An 18966-nucleotide genomic window follows, 5' to 3' on the forward strand; every position below is an offset into this window, starting at 1 on the left:
TATGACCATGACCGACAACAGCAATACGACGGCGGAAATCGTCCTTCCCGCGCCGGACTTTGGCGCCGAACTGGGGTTCTGGACGAAACGCGGATTTCGCCTTGATGCGATCTGGCCCGCGGATGACCCCGAGGTGGCCCGTCTGTCCGGGCACGGAATGAACCTGCGACTGGACCGGACGGCCACCACGCCGGCGACCCTGCGCATGACGGCGGGCGAGGCGGCGACATCCCCCGCAGGTTCCCGCATCCTTATCGGCCCGGCCGTTCCGGATTATGCGATGCCGGAGATCCAGACAGGTTTCGGCCTGCGCCGCCTGTCGGATGGGGCGTCCTGGGTAATCGGGCGGGCGGGCATGCACTACCGCGACCTTGTGCCTGACCGGCTGGGCGGGGCGATCATCGCATCACACATCCGCATCCCGGACGGCGGGCCCGTTCCGGACATGGTCCACTATCATACCGTCGGGTTTCAGCTGATCTTCTGCTACAAGGGCTGGGTCGATCTGGTCTACGAAGATCAGGGTCCGCCATTCCGGTTGGAGGCCGGGTGCTGCGTCATCCAGCCGCCGGAAATCCGGCATCGCGTGCTCTTCGCGTCTGACAACATCGAAGTGATCGAGATCGGCGTGCCCGCCGTTCATGTCACGACCATAGACCACGACATGCAGTTGCCGAATGACCGCGTCGATCCCGACCGGCGGTTTCAAAGCCAGCGGTTCGTCCATCACCGCGCCGAAGATGCCGTCTGGGCGCCCGCACGGCAGGCTGGCTTTCAGTCGCGGGATACGTCGATTGCAGAAAACACCGGCGATGTGGCCGGTGTGCGGGTGCTGCGCGTGGATGGGCCGACTGCCCCGTTCGCGCATGACGCGGACATCCACTTCACCTTCGTGATGGCCGGGACAATGACGCTCGAGGTGCCGGACGGGCGGCATGACCTGAACCCGTCGGATGCCTTCGTGCTGCCGCCAGACACGCCTGCGACCTATGCCGACGCGTCGCCGGATCTCGAATTGCTGGAGGTTACCCTGCCGGGGAGTCCGCGGTTCACGCCTCGTTGAGGCGCAGATGCGGCGGCAGCAGGTCGTTCAGGGGTTGGGTCAGGCGACGGCTTTCGGCAATGCACAGCAGGATCTGGTTCCGCGTCAACGCCGGCCCCTCGATCTGACGGAAATCGGTGGCATTCGCCAGATAGAACCCGACCGAGGTAATGACCTCCCTGTCCGAAAGCTCGAAGCTTTCCCGCAGGTACCAGGCAGAGACTTCAGCCTCGGTCATCCCCAGAAGGCCAGCGTGATCGGCGGCCCATCCCGCCGGACATAGCGCATCATCGAAGCTGGCATGAACGACGGCTCGGCGCAGGGCCTCCTCGGTCATGATGACGGGCGACAATGTCGCCTGCGCGACCGTGACCCCCAGCGCCAGGGCCATGCATGCAAGACCGAGAGCCATGCTCACGGCCTCCAGACGACTGGCATCGCGCACCTGCCGATCGGCCGCCCTGACCCGCGCACCGACCCACGCCGAAACTGCGCCGACCCTGTTTCGGGGCGCGGCAAGCTGGCGGTGTCTTGTGAACATGGGCAGAACCTCGTCGAGAATACGGTCAAATTGGCACCTGAATAAGGCAGGATTAAGGCGCCATTGCCAACCCCATCATGCACTTCGGCGACAATGACCAGGCATGAGGCGCATTGATGCGCTGACTGAAAACAGTCGCGGGCCGCTATCCTCTATGGTGCCGGTCGCCGCCGCGTGTCAGGCAGCGCCATGCCACTTTGGATTTTCGCGACACTCTTTGCCGCCAGCACGCAGGCGATCCGGTTCTACCTCCAGAAGCGCCTCGCGGTCTCGGGGCTCAGCCCGACTGCCGCGACCTTCGCGCGGTTCGTCTATGCCCCCGTTCCGATCGCGTTCGGCCTGGGCCTTTGGGCCGTGTCGTCGGATCAGCCCGTCCCCTCCGTCGACGCATCCTTCATCCCTTTCGCCGTAGTGGGCGGTATCGCGCAGATCCTTGCGACGATCTGTCTTGTGGCCCTGTTCGCGCGGCGCAACTTTGCGGTCGGCATGGCCCTGTCGAAAACGGCCGTTCTTCTGACGGTCCTGACGGGGTTCCTGTTGCTTGGGGAAACGGTCACCTTGTCTGCACTGGTGGCCATGGCCGTGGGTTTTGCCGGCGTTCTGATGTTGTCGATGCCGGACAACGGGGGCTGGCGGGGCAATCCGTTCAATGTCGCGTCGCTGCTCGGCCTCGGCGCCGGCGCGTTCTTCTCCATCTCGGCGGTTGGCTATCGCGGGGCGTCGCTTGCAATTGCCACGGACGTCGCCTTGGCACGCGCAGCCATGACATTGTGTTTCGTGACCCTGTTTCAGACCGCCTTGCTGGCTGCTTGGCTGGCATGGCGCGATCGCGACGGGTTGATCGCCGTGTTTATGCGGTGGCGGGCCACGGCCCTCGTGGGCCTGACGTCGATGCTTGGCTCATTGGGTTGGTTCACGGCCTATACCCTACAGACGGCGGCCTACGTGAACGCCGTCGGCCAGGTCGAGCTGATCCTGTCCATGCTGATCTCTCTGACCCTTCTGGGCGAACGGCAGACACGCCGCGAAGTCATGGGCATCATCCTCGTCAGCGTCAGCGTTGCGGGCCTTGTTCTGACCAGTGTCTGAAGGCGCCCTCAAAGGCGCAGGAACACCGATGCCTCGCCGGAGTTGTCGAAAAACGGCACCCCCGGCGCATCCGTCCCGTCGGTGATTGCCGCGATCTCGGCCAGCACGACCTCCGTTATGAAGGGCATGTCCAGGGCGCGGGCACGCGACAGGGGCACCCATTGAAGATGGCTCAGCTCATCCTCCGCCTTCGAGAAATCGTCCGGATCGGTCAGGACAGCCGTCGCATCGGCCATCAGGAACCGCGCATCGAACCGACGCGGGCGACCGGGCGGCGTGATTGCGCGAAAAATGAAGCGCAAGGGATCGGCGTCCGGCGCCAGACCTTCGAAACCGGGCCATGACGGCGACGACGCAGATGGCCGTGCGATGATCTGGCCCGTTTCCTCGGCCAGCTCGCGCAGGGCGGCTGCTGCGATTGCCTCGGGCGGACGCGGGCTGCGGTTTGCCAGCTCCGCCCGGACCGACGCACGCAGGGGCCGCGCAAATCGCGTTGCACCATCGCCGTCGTCGACGGCCCCGCCGGGAAAGACGAACTTGGACGGCATGAAGGCGGCGGATGCCCCCCTTTGCCCCATCAGGACGCGGGGCCCTTCGGGGCTGTCATCTCGCAGCAGGACGACAGTCGCCGCATCCCGCAGAAGCGTCTTGTCGACCGCCCCGCCCGGCGCAAGTCCGGCCGCGGGCGTCATTCCCGCCCGAACCCGTGCATCCGCGCGGCCCACTGCACACCGACGATCATCCCCTTCAGACGCGGCAGGAACCACAACGACAAAGCCACGGACGCCACCATGAAGATTGCCATGAAGGTGAAAGGATCCGGTTCGAAACGGATGAAGAACCACAGCATCGCGGGGCCAATGATATGACCGACGATCAGCAGGGTCAGATATGGCGGACCATCGTCGGCGCGGTGATGATGCAAGGCCTGATCGCAAACCGGGCAGGAATGGCGCACCTTCAGATAGCCCTCCATCAGGGGGCCGGATCCGCAGTTCGGGCACCGTCGGCGCCATCCGCGCAACATGGCGGGCCCCATGGGGCGCGCCGGGTCGGCCTCGGACAGATCCGGGATCGCCTGCTGCTCTGCATCGGGGGTATCGTCGGTTTGGGTAAGATCACGCATGCTGTATCCTTCCGCGTCCCTCCTATGCCCCGCACGCGCAAACCGCTAGATGACAGGATGGCGCGGCGCGAATTTGTTGCCTGCATGTTTTTCAAACAAAGCGCGACGGAAACGATCTGCTGCCCCGTGGAAGGGGGGAACGGGCCGCAAAGGGCGGCGCGTCAGACAAACGGAGACGACCAAATGACCTTCCCCTCCCTCAAGACCTTGTCCCTGTCCCTGATGGCTGGTGCCGCTGCGCTGTCCCTGTCCACGATTGCCGAGGCCCGTGGCCCGGGTGGCAAGGGCGGTGAGCGGCCTGCATTCGAAGAGATCGATGCAAACGGCGACGGTGGCGTGACGATCGAAGAGATCCGTGCCCATGCCGAGGCACGCGCCGCCGAGCGTTTCGCGGCCGCTGACACCAACGGCGACGGTGGGCTGAGCCCCGAAGAGATCGCAGCCGCGGCACAGGGCCGGGCCGATGACCGGGCCGAGCGCCGTTTCGACCGCATGGATGCGAACGACGACGGCCTGATCACCCAGGATGAGTTGCAGGCGCGCGGTGAAGCCCGCGAAGGCGGCGACGGCGACGGCAAGCGTGACGGACACGGGCGCCGCGGTGGCGGTCGTGGCGGCATGGAGCGTATGTTCGAGCGGGCCGATGCCGACAGCAACGGCAGCCTGAGCGCCGAGGAATGGGCCGAAATGGGCCAGGGCCGCGGCCGCCGCTAATCCGATGACAACCGCGGGTGGCGTCCGGCGCCACCCGCATCACAAAGGTACATGATCCGCCCGTGACAGACCGCAATCCGTCATCCAACCTGCTGGAAGCCGAGCTTCTGACGCGTGCCGCGTCGGGCGATCAGGCCGCCGCCCGTGACCTGATCGATCGATTGGGCCCGAAGCTGCTGGCGTTCTGCTTGCGGCTGACCGGGGGCAACCGGGCCGAAGCCGAGGACATCATGCAGGAGACCTTCCTGCGCTTGTGGCGCAAGGCGGCCGAATGGGATGCAGGTGGCACGGCGCAGATGTCGACATGGCTGGGCCGGGTCGCCGCCAATCTTGCGATAGACCGGAAGCGGCGCGCGGCGCGGTCGGCACCGCTGGACGATAGCGTGGACATTGCGGACGAGACGCCGGGTGTCGAAGCGAGAATGATTGCCGAGGACCGGCAGGCGGCTCTGGGCGCAGCGCTGGATGCCCTGCCGGACCGGCAACGGCAGGCCGTCGTATTGCGGCACATCGAAGGCTATTCCAACCCGGATATCGCCGCGATGATGGGCACCGGCGTGGAAGCCGTCGAAAGTCTGGTGGCACGCGGCAAGCGTCGTCTCGCCACCCTGTTGAATGGGTTGAAAACCGAGGATGAAAGGGGCGCGCGTGATGGTTGACGAACACAAGATCGAAACCTGGCTGGCCGAGATGGCGGATGACACCGTACCGCTGGGCGATGACCTGCGCGCCCGCCTTATTGCGGATGCGCCCGTTCCCCCTGCCCCGCAGGCGTGGTGGCGGACGCTGGGCGTCGGACTCTGGGGCGGTGCCCTTGGTGTTCCGCTTGCAGCGGTCTGCGGTGTCTGGCTTGGCATCGCGCAGCCCGCGCTGGTGTTGCAATCCGTGCCCGGCCTGTCGCAGGCCACCGAAGAGGTGGCATCCGATGGCCTGCTGGATGATGTCTACGGAACAAGTTGGGAGGAATGGCTATGACACGAGACCGCCGCATGCAGATCGCGCTCGTGCTGTCACTGGCGCTCAATGTCCTCATCGTGGTCGCCGTGGTCAGCGCGCTGGCCTTTGCGCCTGACGGTCGGCGTTCCGGGTCGCGGCCCGGCGCCTCGGGTGGCCCCCCTGAACTGCAGGCCTTCAGCCGCGCCCTTGATGCACCGCGACGCGATGCATTGCGGGAACGTCTGCGCGCCGATCCCGAACTGCGAAGCGGTCGCGCCCGGATCGGGGAAAGCCGCCGCGCGGTGGTGGCGGCCCTGCGGGCAGACCCGTTCGATGCGGAGGCCCTGCGCGCGGCCATGCGAAATCAGCACGCGGTTCAGTCGGATCTGGCGACACGGGGTATCGACGGTCTGGTCGATGTGGTCGAGAGCCTGACACCCGCCGAACGCGCAGCTTTCGTTGCCGCGCTGGAAGACACGATGCGGCGGCGGCGTTGAGGCGTCGCGGTGCGGATCAGACCTGCGCGGCCAATTCGACCCGGTTCCGACCCGCATCCTTGGCCGCGTAGAGCGCCCGGTCCACGATTGCCAGCGCATGGGTCGGCGCATCTTCGCGGTCTTCCAACATCGCGACGCCGAGGGACATCGTGACGTTCAACAGGCTGCCGTTCCCGAGGCGTATTTCGAGGTTTTCGACCGCCCGGCGCAGACGTTCGGCCACGATGCGCACCTCTGACAGGCCGGAGTCGGGCAGCACGGCAAGGAACTCCTCACCGCCGATACGACAGATCAGATCCTCACCGCGCACGTTTTCCTTGAGGACCTGCGCGGCCTTGGACAGCACCTCATCCCCGACCAGATGCCCGTGGGTATCATTGACGGATTTGAAATGGTCGAGATCCATCAGGATCACGCCCGCGCGGATCCCCTGCGCCCGGCACCGCGTCGCCACCCGATCAAGGTGGTGCAGACCATAGCGGCGGTTGTGCAACCCTGTCAGCGGATCGATCACCGCGAGGCGAAGCCCGGTTTCCAACGTATCCCGCATTCGGTCGGCGCGGGTCTTGCGCGCAAGCTGGGTGCGGATGCGCATCGCGATCTCGTCCACGGGGAATGGCTGATAGGCGACGTCGGACGCGCCGAGGTCGAGGGCCGTTGCCGCGCGTTCGCTGTCACCTGCGGGCAGGATGACGATGAAGGCCGCGTGACGGGTGGCATTCCGGGACTTGAGTTCGGACAAAAGGCGCAGGCCAGCGTTTTTCGTGCCGAGGTCCGCCTCGATCAGGAACAGGTCGGGCGTGGTCGAGCGGTCCAGCGCAAGCGCAAGATCGCGACCGATGATCGAAACCTTTTCGCGAAACAGCGGGCGCAAGCGGTCGCGTTGCCGAAGCAGCCAGGCGGCGTCGCCCCCTGCAATCAGGGCGATCTGTCCGTCGACCGGTTGCTGACGCGGGCTCAGGGGTTGCTGCCCCGCTTCCCCGAAACCCATCTCCATGCCCATCAGGGCACTGCCCTGTTCTTCGTAGGTCCGCTCCTCGTCGCGCGTGCGCAGCAAGCTCCGGACCCGCGCCAAGAGCGCGATCTCGTCGACGGGCTTTGCCAGAAAATCATCGGCCCCGGCCGAAAGCCCCTCCATCCGCGCTTCGGAATCGTCGCTGGCCGTCACGAGGATGACCGGAATCGAGGCGGTGACCGGATCGGCGCGCAGACGTTCGCATGTCTGTGCCCCGGTTAGTCCAGGCATCATCATGTCCATGATGATGATGTCGATGTTGCCAGCCTGCGCCAACGTCAATGCTTCCTGACCCGAAGCGGCGGGAATCACGTCGTATTTCGCGGCGGTCAGCTTGACCTTCATCACGATCCGGTTCGTGGCGACGTCGTCGACGATCAGGATACGCCCGGTCATGGCATGTCTCTCTTTGGGTACTGTGAAGCCGCGGGCGTACTTAACACTCCGGTCAGATACGTTATGGTCATGGGAAGGTTAACAAAAGGTTTCCTCGCGGGGATGGCGCTAAGATGCTGACTGATAACGCCGAAGTCGTGGCACTCAAGGGTCTGAATTGGCTCGTTTTGAACGATCTTCTCGATACCTTCCAATCCGCCACGGGCGCGGACAGGGATCAGATCACCGCAGCCGCGGGCGATCCGGCGTTTCTTGCCGCGGTCATGGACTTTCTCATGATGTCGGACGACTGGGTGCAGGGCGTCTGCGAAGATCAGAACCTCAGTCATGAGGTGTTCCTCGCGGCGCGCGCGGCCCTGCCCGGTGGCGACCTGCCCCATTGGACCTGATCGCCACCCGAACGGGTCACTCCTCGAACCACCAGATGTCAGGCTGGAACCCGATCCAGTCGCCATAGATCGGCAACCGGTCGGCGGCATAGGTCAGTCGGGCGTCATGGGCCAGCCAGCTGACGGGGTTGTGCCAGATCGGGATGGCATAGCGCCCCGACGTCAGCACCCTGTCCAGCGCACGAACGGCCGCGACGTAGTCATCCTGTGTCGGCGCCGTCAGCATCGCATCGATCATCGCGGGGATCGCCGGGTTGTCCGCCCCCATGATGTTGCGGGTTCCCGGGGTCGTCACGCCATCGGGGCCCCAGTAGGCGAGCTGTTCGTTGCCCGGCGACAGCGACAGGCCCCAGCGATACCAGATCATGTCGAAATCATAGGCCGTCTGGCGTTCCTTGAACTGCGCGTCGTCAATGCTGGCGATGCTGACCTCGATGCCCAGTCGCTTGAGCGCCTCGACATAGATGTCGACGATGCTGCTGACCTCGGATGATCCGTTCTGAAGCAGGATTTCGAAGGTCACCGGCCCCTCCGGTCCGGTCAGGACACCGCCTTCAACGGTATACCCGGCGTCGGCCAGAAGATCGGTTGCGGTGCGGATCCCGCCACGGTTCGCCGCGCGTCCGTTCGTCCGCGGAAAGGCGTATCCTTCGATTGCGCCGGGCAGCAGGTCTGTTGCGAAAGGCGCGAGAAGGTCGGCCACCTTGCCCGATGCCGCGCCCGGCTGCATGCCCAGCGGCGAATTTGCAAAATAGGACGTGATCCGGGGCTGCCCGCCGCCGTTGATGACGCCGTCGATGTATTCAAAGTTGAACGCCTGGATGAGAGCCTCGCGAACGCGCCAGTCGTCGAACGGGGCGCGACGGGTATTCATCACGAGGCCGGTCATTCCCGTGGGGCGCTGATGCGGCACCTCGGACAGGACGACCTCGCCGGACTGCACCGCCGGGAAATCGTAGTCCCGCGCCCAGGATGCTGCATTCGTCTCGCGCATCGTCGACAATTCGCCCGCCTTGAACGCCTCGAAGTGGGCCGTCGCGTCCCCGAAGAATTCCATCCGGATGACATCGACGTTGTTGGTGCCACGCCGGAATGGCAGGTCCGCGCCCCAGTAGTCCGGATTGCGCGTCAGTTCCACGAACCGCCCGGCGTCCACATCCGTGATCACATAGGGGGCGGAGGTGATGGGAATCACCTCCAGTCCTGACCGGAAAAACGCCGACTCATCCTCTGCCCACTGCGCCTTTTTCATGACCGGACGCATGCCGAGGATCATCAAAAGCTCGCGATCGGGGGCATCGATGGTGAAACGAACGGCGTCGTCTCCGACCTGAACCAGCTCCGTCACCTTGGAGAATGCGGTCCGGTAGCGGCCATGAGCGCCTTCTTGCCCAAGGATGTTGAACGACCAGATGACGTCTTCCGGAGTGACCGGCGTCCCGTCCGAGAAGGCCGCATCAGGATGGAGCGTATAGGTGACCTCGGTCTGCGCCTCGTTGACGGAAACGGACTGGGCCAGAACACCATAGAGGGTGAACGGCTCTCCATAGCTGCGCCCCATCAGCGACTCGTAGGCAAGGAACCGAAGCTGCCATGGCACACGCCCTTGTAAAATATGGGGATTCAGGCTGTCGAAGCTGCCGACCTGGCCATCCGCGAAGGTGCCGCCCTTGGGGGCGTCCGGGTTAACGAACGGCAGATTTGCATAGTCCGCAGGCAGCGCAGGTTCGCCATACAGTGATATGCCGTGCCCGTCGGCCCCCGCGACCGAGGGAATCAATGCGATGGCGCCGATGGTCAAGGCGACCCTCAGGCGTCGGAACAGCCCCCGATGGTTTTGCAAAGCGTCGAAACGGAGCAGCGTCATATCCAAGACAATCCCTCAGGCCCATGTAAGATTGAAACAAACCTTACCTACGCGGAATCCCGGTGCCAAACTTTCTCTTTGCGTATCGGACGTAAACGTCTATAAATAACCCACTGCTCGATAGGTTTCTTGCCTGTATGAAACCTGCCTCAATGACTTAGCGCCCGCCTTGTGCGGGCGTTTTTTTTCGTCTCGACGCCCGGCCCGAACGCCCCCGTCAGAACGGCGGACCATCGTATTGCGCCGGGCCGGATGCAGCCGCACGCCCGTCGTCGATGACGGCGCGACGGCCTGCGCGCGGCCCCCCGCGCCTGACGACCTGTTCCCTTTGCAGGTGCAGCATCTATAACCGACATGACGCTGCATTCGGAGAACGCAATGACCGACACATCCCCCCTCGCCGGCAAGACCGCCGTGATCACAGGCTCCAACTCGGGCATCGGCCTGGGTGTGGCGCATAGTTTCGCACGCGCCGGTCTGAACGTTGTCCTGAATTCCTATACCGACCGGGACGAAGACCATGCCCTCGCCGAAAAGCTGTCGGGCGACTACGGGGTCAAGGTCCGTTACATCGGTGCCGACCTGTCCAAGGGAGAGGAAGCGCGCCGCCTGATCGAGGATGCGGGCACCTGCGATATCCTTGTGAACAACGCAGGGATCCAGCATGTCGCCGGTATCGACGAATTCCCGGCTGACAAATGGGATGCGATCATTGCGATCAACATGACGTCGGCCTTTCATACCACGGCCGTCGCCCTGCCGATGATGCGCAAGGCGGGCTGGGGTCGCGTCATCAACATCGCGTCGGCCCATGGCCTGACCGCGTCGCCCTACAAGTCCGCCTATGTGACGGCCAAGCACGGCGTCGTCGGCATGACCAAGGTCGTCGCCCTTGAAACCGCGCAGGAGCCCATTACCGCAAACGCGATCTGCCCCGGGTACGTCCTGACCCCGCTGGTCGACAGCCAGATCCCCGACACGATGAAGAAATACGGCATGGATCGGGAGACAGCGATCAAGGAGGTCCTGCTGGACCGCCAGCCCTCGAAGGAATTCGCGACCACCGATCAATTGGGCGGCACCGCGCTGTTCCTGTGTTCCGACCATGCGGCCCAGATCACGGGAACCACCATCAGCGTCGATGGCGGCTGGACCGCGCTGTGACCGATCTGTTCGGCGACGACGAAAGCGGCCCGCCCGCCGCGGCGGTCGAGATCGAGGACGCCTTCATGGATGGCGCGCATCTGACGCGCGCCTCCCTGCGGGACGCCGTTCTCGAGGCCAGCGTGCTGACACGTGCCACGGTGCGCGATGTCCGGGCCGAGGCAGCCGTCTTCGAAGACGTCCGCCTTGCGCGGGCGGTGTTTCGCAATGTCAATCTGGCCGATGCCACCCTGTCCGATGTCGACCTGTCCGGTGTGACGATCACGGATGCCCGTCTCGACGGGATGACCATCGACGGCATCGCCGTGACCGACCTGCTGGCGAGGTGGAACAATGGCTGAGATGCATCGCATCAATCTTGCACTGCAGGGTGGCGGCGCCCACGGGGCCTTTACCTGGGGTGCGCTGGACGAGTTGCTGGCGGATGAACGGATCGAGATCGCCGCCATCAGCGGCACCTCGGCCGGGGCGCTGAACGGGGCTGCCGTCAAATGCGGCCTTGCGACCGGGTCGCGGGCCCTGGCACGCGAACGGCTGGAAATGGTGTGGTCGCAGGTCGGGGCCGTGACGGATGTTTGGATCACCCCGTGGTTCGCCGTCACCTCCCCGCTTGCGATCAGCCATGCGATCGAGATGTCGCCCGGCTATCAGATGATGGATGCGTTCGGCCGCGCCGTGTCGCCCTATGCCTTGCCCGATACCGCGCCCGACGCATTGCGCCGCATCATAAGCCACCTGTCGTTCGACCGTATCTGTTCCGACGTGGGACCGGTGTTCCATGTCGGTGCCACGAACGTCCGGTCGGGCAAGATCAAGCTGTTCACGGGTGCCGAAATCTCGCCCGAGGCGATCATGGCCTCGGCCTGCCTGCCGACCCTGTTCCCCGCGGTCGAGATCGACGGGGAACACTACTGGGACGGGGGCTATACCGGGAACCCCGCCCTGTTCCCCCTGTTCGACCGGGCCTTGCCGCGCGATATCCTGATCATCAACATCAATCCCCTCGACCGTCCCGAACTGCCGGTCACGGCCCGCGACATCCAGAACCGCATCAACGAGATCAGCTTCAACACCTCGCTGCTTCGCGAGTTGCGCGCGATCGAGTTCGTGCAACGTCTCGTGCGGAACGGAACCGTAGGCCCCGGTCAGATGAAGGACGTTCTGGTCCATATGATCGCGGATGACGCGCTGATGCGGCAATTGTCGGTTGCGACCAAGACCGTTCCGAATGCCGCCGTGATGAATGCCTTGCGCTCCGCCGGGGCAACTGCCGCCAAACGGTTCCTCGATCAGGATTTCGACGATCTGGGACAGCGTTCCACCGTCGATCTGGAGGCGATGTTCGCCTGACGGCAGGCCCGGGGTGGAACTAGCCGCTGCCCCGGGTCGTTTCCTGAATGACACAACCTTCAGGAGACCATCATGAGCCGTCAGGATTTCGAAGCAGACTGGACCCCGTTCCGCGACGCCCTTCGCACCCGCTTTCCCGAGCTGAGCGAAACCGACATGTCCGACGCGGATGGAGATGTCCGCGCGCTGGCCCTGCGCCTGTCCGCGGCCGATGGTTCCACCCCTGCCGAAGCCGAACAGAGGCTGACGGCATTCCTGTCCGGCCCGATGCCCGCCGATGCCTATGCGGCACCGCAACACGACGGCGCGGCCTTTGGCGCGTCCGGCGACTACGTGCCCGATGGTGAAGATGTGCTGGCGGATGACGCGCGTTTCGGCGACGATGATCAGGCAGATCGCCCTATCGGACGGAGAGATGGATGAAACGATACCTGTTGATCGCTGCGCTGGCTGTCCCGACCATGGCGGCCGCGCATGATCCCCTGACCTACCCACCCTACGCGCCCGCGATCCAATGGCTGGACGGGCCGAACACGGGGCGATCCCCGGGCAACACGAATATCCGCGTGGTGCAAAACGGACCAGACGAGGTGATCGCCCTCTCTCTCAACCAGCAGTATCTCTATCAGGCCGAATACAAGAAGCGGCTGGCGCAATTGGCCATGCACATGCCGGTATCGCAGGCCGAGCCGCGCGCCGCGCATGATGCGATACAGCGGGTCTTGCAGGTCTATCCCCGAAAGCGGGTCGGCCCCTTGCAGACCACCCCGATTGCCGGTGGGCGCATCGGCCACGATGGCTGACGACTGCACCTCGGGTCGGTCAGCTCAGGCTGGTCACCCAGAGGATGGTCGCGTCTTCGGGTGAGGTGCTGATGACGTTGTGGCCCATCGTGCCATCGTAATAGGCACTGTCGCCGCGACGCATTTCGATGGCTTCGTAGAATTCCGTGTACAGGCGAACGGTCCCGGTAAGGACGAGCATGAACTCCTCCCCGTCGTGCCGGATCCACCCATCGAAGTCATCGAAGCTGCGCGCCCGGATGCGCGACTGATACGGAAGCATCTTCTTGGTCGTCAGGGACCCGGCCAGCAATTCATGCTCGTAGGTGGTCGTGGCATGTGCCTGACCATCGCCCTTTCGCGTGATGTCGCGGCGGCCCATGATCTGATCACGCTTGGGCGGCGTGAACAGCTGCGGGACCGAAATCTCCAGACCGGTGGCCAGCTTTTTCAGCGCCTCGAAGGTTGGCGACATCTGTCCGTTTTCGATCTTCGAAAGAGTCGACCGGGCAAGCCCCGCCTGTTGCGCCGCCTGCTCCAGGGTCCAGCCGCGAGCCTTGCGCAGATCGCGCACGCGGGGGCCAAGCTCCAATGGCTCGGCCTGGACCGGATCCCCCGTTTCCCGGGCCAGGCGAAGGATGTTGGGTTCCTGGGGGCTTGTCATGGCCGGCAGGATAGGACGTGGGTCGCGCCGCCACAAGGACGGGCGGGCCAATGCCCGCCTGTCCCTCGTTTTCCGAATGCCCAATAAGTGATCAGACCCCCTCCAGAATCATGATCTGCGCGTCCCCTGCCCCGATCCGATGCTGTCGCGCGGCCTGATATTCGGGCGAGTTGTAGCAGGCGAGCGCGGCCTCCATGCTGTCGAATTCGATCACGACATTGCGCGGACGCGACGGTCCCTCAAGGCTTTCGACATGGCCGCCACGTGCAAGGATGCGGGCGCCATGCGTGGCGAATGCCTCGGATGCACCAGCCGCATAAAGGCCGTAGGGGTCCGGGTCCGTCACCGTCACATGGGCGATCCAATAGGCTTTGGGCATGTCATCCTCCTGCTCAGCGCCCAGAGGGTGACGCCACCGGACCGCGCCGTCAATCTGTGCTGGACCTTTGGGGCAACCTGCGGTCCCCTCCGCCGCAGGAGGACAGTCACATGAAGATTACCTGGTATGGGCAAGCGGCGTTCAAGCTGACGGGGGCGGACAAATCGGTCATCACCGATCCCTACAGCCCCGAACTGATGGGATATTCCGGGTTCCGGGACACGGCCGACATCGTCCTGACGTCTTCGGACGATGACGAGGGTCACTGTCGCTCGGACCTGATCCCCGGATCTCCGGCCATCGCCAACGTGATGGATTTCGCAGACGGTGGTCGTGGCAGTGGCAGCATCGGGGGACTGCAGGTCGAGGCGATGCCCGCCGAGGAATGGGAACACCATCCGCGCGGCGTCGCCAACCAGAATGCGATGTACCGCTTCGAACTCGACGGGATGAAGATTGCCCACATGGGCGACGTCGGTAACGCGCTCGACGAAGACCAGATCGCCTTCTTCGAAGATGTCGACATCCTGCTGGCCCTTGCCGGCGGCCCGCCGACCATCGCCTTGCCGGACTTGATGGAAATGATCCATCGCACCCGGCCCCGCCTCGTGATTCCGATGCATTTCCGGACACTTGGGTGCAGGATCACCAGAATGCACTGGGTCCAGTCCTTCCTCGACGGCTTCCGCGAGGATCGCGTGGATTTTGCCTTCTCTCCACATGCCACGATCACGAAATCGGACCTGCCGGACCGCACGCGCGTCCTCGTCCTCGACCGGCTGCAATAGGACCGGACGGGGCGCGTTCATACTCCGCCTAAATTTTACCAGTTGATAAAAAATCGGATCGTGGCACTCTGACACGACAAGATCATGCGAATTGGCAGACGGAGAATGACATGACCGAAGCACTGCGGTTGGACGGAATCCGGGCCGGACGCCTTGGCCCGGAAGAGCTTGCACAGAACTTTTCCGACCTGCATCCGGCACTCGACAGTCACGAGGCCACGGTCGCTTCGGACCGCTGCTACTTCTGCCATGATGCGCCCTGTATCACGGCCTGCCCCACCGATATCGACATCCCCCTGTTCATTCGCCAGATCTCGACCGGGATGCCCGAAGCGGCGGCCAAGACGATCTTCGATCAGAATATCCTCGGCGGCATGTGTGCCCGCGTCTGCCCGACGGAAACCCTGTGCGAACAGGCCTGCGTGCGGGAGGCGGCGGAAGGCAAGCCGGTCGAGATCGGGCGGCTGCAGCGCTATGCGACCGACACGATGATGTCGGCGGGCGAGCATCCCTATGTCCGTGCCGCCGCGACCGGCAAGACGGTCGCCGTCGTCGGCGCCGGACCGGCGGGCCTGTCCTGTGCGCATCGTCTGGCCATGCTGGGCCACGACGTGACGATGTACGATGCGCGCCCCAAGGCCGGTGGTCTGAACGAATACGGGATCGCGCAGTACAAGACACCGGGTGGTTATGCGCAGGCCGAGGTGGATTGGCTGCTGCAAATCGGTGGGATCACGGTCGAAACGGGCCGCGCCATAGGCAACGACCTGTCGCTGGCCGGGCTGCGTGCGGAATTCGACGCGGTGTTTCTGGCCATCGGCCTCGGCGGTGTCGGCGCCCTCGGGCTGGAGGGTGAGGATTTCGCGGGCACCGACAACGCCGTCGACTTCATCGCGACCCTGCGGCAGCAATCGGACCTGGCCGCCCTGCCCGTAGGACGCAACGTCGTCGTCATCGGTGGCGGCATGACCGCCGTGGATGCTGCCGTGCAATCCAAGCTGCTGGGTGCGGATACGGTGACCATCGCCTATCGCAGGGCGCGCGATCGCATGCCCGCCAGCCGCTACGAACAGGACCTTGCCGCCAGCAATGGCGTCCGCCTGATGTTCAATGTCCAGCCGGTTGCCTTGCGCGGTGACAGTGCCCTGCGCGAGGTCGAACTGGCCTATACCGATGCCGCCATGGTTCCGACCGGCGAGACGATCACATTGCCCGCCGATCAACTGTTCCGTGCCATCGGGCAAAAGCTGGAATCGGTCGAGGGACTGGACCTCGCGGGCGGCAAGATCGCCGTGACCGGCGCGGGGCGGACATCGGTGGACGGCGTCTGGGCCGGGGGCGATTGCGCCGCCGGGGGCGAGGACCTGACCGTCACCGCCGTGGCCGAAGGTCGCGATGCAGCGATGGACATTCACGCGGCGCTGACCCAAGCTGCCACATGAAAAAATCAAAATCCCCCCCCGCCCCGAAAACCGCAGCCCTGACCGCCGAACAGGTGGCAAGCCGGAATGCCTCCGCCCTCGCCCGCGTCGCCGACATGGATGAGCCGGACAAACTGCGCAACCTGATGGCCAACGCGGACCGCATGGGCGTGTTGCCCGTGCGCGATGCGGCCTTCCGCAGGCTTGCCCTTGTCCAGACGGACGCCGCCCTGGACGTTCGGGCAGAGGCGGCCGAGGAAATCGAGCATGACTTCACCCAGACGATCTTTGCCTACGAGCAACTGGTCCGGGAAGAATTGGGCAAGGCCAAGCGCCTGACCAAGACCCGCATGGCGATGACCAAGTCCGGCGCGGCCAAGGCCCTGACCGGGTTTGCCGCGGCGACTGCTGAATATGGCGCCTTTGCCACCCTCATGGAACGCGGCCTGTCTGACATGACCGGAGAGGCCGTCATCCTGCGCCACGCCGCCGCCTTCGACGAGGCGACGCGCGACGCGGCGACCGCGCGCCTGACCGAGGCCGGGATAGACCCCGCGACCTTGGCCGCATGACCAAGACCGGCGGCCCGTGAACCGGGCCGCCGCCACACCGACACCGACCCCGCACCCGGAGGCTTTGACATGGCAGACCTGACCACCACCTTCGTGGGCATCAAATCGCCCAACCCCTTCTGGCTGGCCTCTGCCCCGCCGACGGACAAGGAATACAACGTCCGCCGCGCCTTCGAGGCCGGTTGGGGCGGTGTCGTCTGGAAGACGCTGGGCGCCGAAGGCCCGCCCGTCGTCAACGTCAACGGCCCCCGCTATGGCGCGATCTACGGCGCGGACCGGCGCCTGCTGGGCCTCAACAACATCGAGTTGATCACCGACCGCCCGTTGGAGACCAACCTGCGCGAGATCAAGGCCGTCAAGCGCGACTATCCCGACCGTGCGATGGTCGTCTCCATCATGGTCCCCTGCGAGGAAGACGCCTGGCGCGCGATCCTGCCCCGCGTCGAAGAGACGGGCGCCGACGGGATCGAGCTGAACTTCGGCTGCCCGCACGGTATGTCCGAACGCGGCATGGGCGCCGCCGTGGGCCAGGTGCCCGAGTACATCGAAATGGTCACCCGCTGGTGCAAGCAATACACCCGGATGCCCGTCATCGTGAAGCTGACCCCCAACATCACCGACGTGCGCAAACCCGCCGCCGCCGCCAAGCGCGGCGGGGCAGACGCGGTGTCGCTGATCAACACCATCAACTCCATCACCTCGGTCGATCTGGACGACTACGCGCCCGAGCCCACGATCGACGGCAAGGGATCGCACGGCGGCTACTGCGGCCCGGCGGTCAAGCCCATCGCCCTGTCGATGGTGTCGGAAATAGCTCGCGACCCGGAAACGCACGGGATGCCCATCTCCGGCATCGGCGGGGTCACCACCTGGCGCGATGCGGCGGAGTTCATGACGCTGGGTGCCGGCAACGTGCAGGTCTGCACGGCGGCCATGACCTACGGCTTCGGCATCGTGAAGGAGATGACGTCGGGCTTGTCCCGCTACCTCGACGACAAGGGGATGACGGTGGCCGACCTGGTGGGCCGGGCCGTGCCGAACGTCACCGACTGGAAGCACCTGAACCTGAACTACGTCACCAAGGCGCGGATCAGCCAGGATGACTGTATCAAGTGCGGCCGCTGCTACGCCGCCTGCGAGGACACGTCCCACCAGGCGATCAGCATGTCAGCCGACCGCACCTTCGAGGTGATCGACGCGGAATGCGTGGCCTGCAACCTGTGCGTCGACGTCTGCCCCGTGCAGGACTGCATCACTATGGAACGCCTCGCCCCCGGAACGGTCGACCCCCGGACGGGCAAGGTGGTCGAGGCGGAACCCGCTGACTGGACGACACACCCCAACAACCCATCCGTGCCAGTCGCCGCGGAATAGCACATTCCGGACTTGGAAACGAAAGAAGGCGGGCCCACATGGCCCGCCTTTTTCGTCCGCTCAAGGCTCCCGCCGGAACGCGCGTCTGATCAGGCCTCTTTCCCGGTCAGCTTGGCGAGGATCTCGTTCAGATCGATCCCGAGCGAATCGAGCATGCTGAAATCGATGCCCTTCTCTTCGAGGAACGTCTTCGCCGCGTCGATATCGAGCCCTTCGAGCATCGCTGGATCGATGCCGAGTTCGGTCATCTTTTCAGAGATATCGAAATTGCCGCTGCCAAGTGCGCTGGCAGCTTTGCCCATCATGTCGCCCAATCCCATGTCACGTCCCCTTGCTGTCGTGATTTGATCGAAGGATGCCCTTCGGGTGTCAAAGCTATGCGGACGTGGTTGTTCTGTCAGGCCCAAAATCCGATGCGCCCCTGAAAGGTGGAGCCTTCGACGAAAGATGAAGCGAATGACCGTGTTTCCTGCAACGGCGACGTGTCGCCGGTCGGCTTGGAAATGGCAGGGGCATCAGGATTCGAACCCGAGGCCTGCGGATTTGGAATCCGCTGCTCTACCAACTGAGCTATACCCCTGTGATGCGAAGCGGAATACGTCGCCGGCCCGCGCCATGCAAGCGGATTTCGCCGATTTTCTGCCTCGGATTTCGCTTCCTTCGGCAATCGGCTGCGGCCTCACCCCGCGCAGCCTCCCGATCCTCGCCATGACCCTGACCGCTTTAAGGCCCGCGCATTCACCCCTGCCGCTGGAACGACAAAGGCCCCCGCGAGGGGGGCCTTTGCGCTTTCTGCCGTCGGCAGATGTTTCGGGCGACAGGTCGCCTTACTCGACGATCTTCGACACCACGCCGGCGCC

General features: G+C 64.6%; 24 protein-coding genes and 1 tRNA gene. 16 read left to right on the plus strand and 9 right to left on the minus strand.

Translation table 11 applies throughout. The annotated features are described in order from the left end of the window. Positions 1-7: 7 nt before the first annotated feature. Positions 8-1063, plus strand: coding sequence for a cupin (locus V6N07_RS15915; protein WP_371157559.1), 1056 nt, complete (start codon positions 8-10; stop codon positions 1061-1063). On the opposite strand, the gene V6N07_RS15920 is transcribed toward V6N07_RS15915, so the two are convergent. Continuing rightward, entirely contained in the window at positions 1050-1433 is a 384-nt protein-coding gene (locus tag V6N07_RS15920) for a hypothetical protein (RefSeq protein ID WP_371157560.1), read from the minus strand. The two genes, V6N07_RS15915 and V6N07_RS15920, sit on opposite strands and share 14 nt — an antisense overlap. A gap of 339 nt (positions 1434-1772) precedes the next feature. Between V6N07_RS15920 and V6N07_RS15925 the strand changes: the two genes are divergently transcribed. Continuing rightward, positions 1773-2672 carry an EamA/RhaT family transporter gene (locus tag V6N07_RS15925; protein ID WP_371157562.1) on the plus strand — a complete coding sequence of 300 codons (900 nt, stop codon included), beginning with the start codon at positions 1773-1775 and terminating at the stop codon, positions 2670-2672. Positions 2673-2680: 8 nt separating this feature from the next. Here the strand turns inward: V6N07_RS15925 and V6N07_RS15930 are convergent, their stop codons facing one another. Both V6N07_RS15930 and V6N07_RS15935 read right to left on the minus strand, forming a co-directional pair. After that, entirely contained in the window at positions 2681-3364 is a 684-nt protein-coding gene (locus tag V6N07_RS15930) for an NUDIX domain-containing protein (RefSeq protein WP_371157564.1), read from the minus strand. Continuing rightward, positions 3361-3711 carry a DUF983 domain-containing protein gene (locus V6N07_RS15935; protein WP_371157612.1) on the minus strand — a complete coding sequence of 117 codons (351 nt, stop codon included), beginning with the start codon at positions 3709-3711 and terminating at the stop codon, positions 3361-3363. The genes V6N07_RS15930 and V6N07_RS15935 overlap by 4 nt, the downstream gene beginning before the upstream one ends. 270 nt (positions 3712-3981) lie before the next feature. Here V6N07_RS15935 and V6N07_RS15940 point away from each other — a divergent pair, with 270 nt between their 5' ends. The 4 genes from V6N07_RS15940 (at position 3982) to V6N07_RS15955 (ending at position 5945) form a co-directional block, all read left to right on the plus strand. Continuing rightward, positions 3982-4512, plus strand: a complete 531-nt coding sequence (locus V6N07_RS15940; RefSeq protein WP_371157566.1) for an EF-hand domain-containing protein — start codon at positions 3982-3984, stop codon at positions 4510-4512. Between the two features lie 62 nt (positions 4513-4574). Continuing rightward, positions 4575-5171, plus strand: a complete 597-nt coding sequence (locus V6N07_RS15945) for a sigma-70 family RNA polymerase sigma factor (protein WP_371157568.1) — start codon at positions 4575-4577, stop codon at positions 5169-5171. Then, complete coding sequence (locus tag V6N07_RS15950; RefSeq protein WP_371157570.1) at positions 5164-5487, plus strand: hypothetical protein; 324 nt, start codon at positions 5164-5166, stop codon at positions 5485-5487. The genes V6N07_RS15945 and V6N07_RS15950 overlap by 8 nt, the downstream gene beginning before the upstream one ends. Continuing rightward, positions 5484-5945: a periplasmic heavy metal sensor gene (locus V6N07_RS15955; protein WP_371157572.1), complete on the plus strand. Its 462-nt coding sequence runs from the start codon at positions 5484-5486 to the stop codon at positions 5943-5945. Before V6N07_RS15950 ends, V6N07_RS15955 begins: the two co-directional genes overlap by 4 nt. Positions 5946-5961: 16 nt before the next feature. Here V6N07_RS15955 and V6N07_RS15960 read toward each other — a convergent pair whose 3' ends face one another. Next, a complete protein-coding gene (locus V6N07_RS15960) occupies positions 5962-7356 on the minus strand; it encodes a diguanylate cyclase (protein WP_371157574.1) in 1395 nt (464 codons plus the stop codon). 113 nt (positions 7357-7469) lie between these two features. Here V6N07_RS15960 and V6N07_RS15965 point away from each other — a divergent pair, with 113 nt between their 5' ends. Beyond that, positions 7470-7745, plus strand: a complete 276-nt coding sequence (locus V6N07_RS15965) for a DUF3572 domain-containing protein (protein ID WP_371157576.1) — start codon at positions 7470-7472, stop codon at positions 7743-7745. A gap of 16 nt (positions 7746-7761) precedes the next feature. Here the strand turns inward: V6N07_RS15965 and V6N07_RS15970 are convergent, their stop codons facing one another. After that, positions 7762-9546 carry an extracellular solute-binding protein gene (locus tag V6N07_RS15970; protein WP_371157578.1) on the minus strand — a complete coding sequence of 595 codons (1785 nt, stop codon included), beginning with the start codon at positions 9544-9546 and terminating at the stop codon, positions 7762-7764. A gap of 444 nt (positions 9547-9990) precedes the next feature. On the opposite strand from V6N07_RS15970, the gene V6N07_RS15975 reads away from it, so the two are divergent. From V6N07_RS15975 to V6N07_RS15995, 5 genes are all read left to right on the plus strand, one after another. Continuing rightward, positions 9991-10776, plus strand: a complete 786-nt coding sequence (locus V6N07_RS15975; RefSeq protein WP_371157580.1) for a 3-hydroxybutyrate dehydrogenase — start codon at positions 9991-9993, stop codon at positions 10774-10776. Beyond that, on the plus strand, positions 10773-11117 hold the full coding sequence (locus V6N07_RS15980; protein WP_371157582.1) for a pentapeptide repeat-containing protein: 345 nt from the start codon (positions 10773-10775) through the stop codon (positions 11115-11117). Before V6N07_RS15975 ends, V6N07_RS15980 begins: the two co-directional genes overlap by 4 nt. After that, entirely contained in the window at positions 11110-12126 is a 1017-nt protein-coding gene (locus V6N07_RS15985; protein WP_371157584.1) for a patatin-like phospholipase family protein, read from the plus strand. The genes V6N07_RS15980 and V6N07_RS15985 overlap by 8 nt, the downstream gene beginning before the upstream one ends. A gap of 72 nt (positions 12127-12198) precedes the next feature. Then, positions 12199-12549: a hypothetical protein gene (locus tag V6N07_RS15990; protein WP_371157586.1), complete on the plus strand. Its 351-nt coding sequence runs from the start codon at positions 12199-12201 to the stop codon at positions 12547-12549. Next, positions 12546-12929 carry a hypothetical protein gene (locus V6N07_RS15995; RefSeq protein ID WP_371157587.1) on the plus strand — a complete coding sequence of 128 codons (384 nt, stop codon included), beginning with the start codon at positions 12546-12548 and terminating at the stop codon, positions 12927-12929. Before V6N07_RS15990 ends, V6N07_RS15995 begins: the two co-directional genes overlap by 4 nt. 19 nt (positions 12930-12948) lie before the next feature. On the opposite strand, the gene V6N07_RS16000 is transcribed toward V6N07_RS15995, so the two are convergent. Then, entirely contained in the window at positions 12949-13572 is a 624-nt protein-coding gene (locus V6N07_RS16000; protein ID WP_371157589.1) for a helix-turn-helix domain-containing protein, read from the minus strand. Positions 13573-13663: 91 nt separating this feature from the next. Then, complete coding sequence (locus V6N07_RS16005; protein ID WP_371157590.1) at positions 13664-13951, minus strand: DUF1330 domain-containing protein; 288 nt, start codon at positions 13949-13951, stop codon at positions 13664-13666. A gap of 110 nt (positions 13952-14061) precedes the next feature. Between V6N07_RS16005 and V6N07_RS16010 the strand changes: the two genes are divergently transcribed. From V6N07_RS16010 to preA, 4 genes are all read left to right on the plus strand, one after another. Next, a complete protein-coding gene (locus V6N07_RS16010) occupies positions 14062-14739 on the plus strand; it encodes an MBL fold metallo-hydrolase (RefSeq protein WP_371157591.1) in 678 nt (225 codons plus the stop codon). 110 nt (positions 14740-14849) lie between these two features. Then, the gene (locus V6N07_RS16015; RefSeq protein ID WP_371157593.1) at positions 14850-16181 is read left to right on the plus strand and encodes an NAD(P)-dependent oxidoreductase; all 1332 of its coding nucleotides are present in this window, start codon (positions 14850-14852) and stop codon (positions 16179-16181) included. Continuing rightward, positions 16178-16732 carry a hypothetical protein gene (locus tag V6N07_RS16020; RefSeq protein WP_371157595.1) on the plus strand — a complete coding sequence of 185 codons (555 nt, stop codon included), beginning with the start codon at positions 16178-16180 and terminating at the stop codon, positions 16730-16732. The genes V6N07_RS16015 and V6N07_RS16020 overlap by 4 nt, the downstream gene beginning before the upstream one ends. A gap of 69 nt (positions 16733-16801) precedes the next feature. Continuing rightward, positions 16802-18106 carry an NAD-dependent dihydropyrimidine dehydrogenase subunit PreA gene (gene preA / locus V6N07_RS16025; RefSeq protein WP_371157597.1) on the plus strand — a complete coding sequence of 435 codons (1305 nt, stop codon included), beginning with the start codon at positions 16802-16804 and terminating at the stop codon, positions 18104-18106. An 89-nt stretch (positions 18107-18195) separates the two neighbouring features. On the opposite strand, the gene V6N07_RS16030 is transcribed toward preA, so the two are convergent. Continuing rightward, the gene (locus V6N07_RS16030; RefSeq protein WP_371157599.1) at positions 18196-18426 is read right to left on the minus strand and encodes a hypothetical protein; all 231 of its coding nucleotides are present in this window, start codon (positions 18424-18426) and stop codon (positions 18196-18198) included. Positions 18427-18610: 184 nt separating this feature from the next. Continuing rightward, a tRNA-Trp gene (locus V6N07_RS16035) sits at positions 18611-18686 on the minus strand. Positions 18687-18966 lie beyond the last annotated feature (280 nt).

This window comes from Jannaschia sp. 2305UL9-9, from assembly GCF_041403465.1.
In the GTDB taxonomy this organism is placed as follows: domain Bacteria; phylum Pseudomonadota; class Alphaproteobacteria; order Rhodobacterales; family Rhodobacteraceae; genus Jannaschia.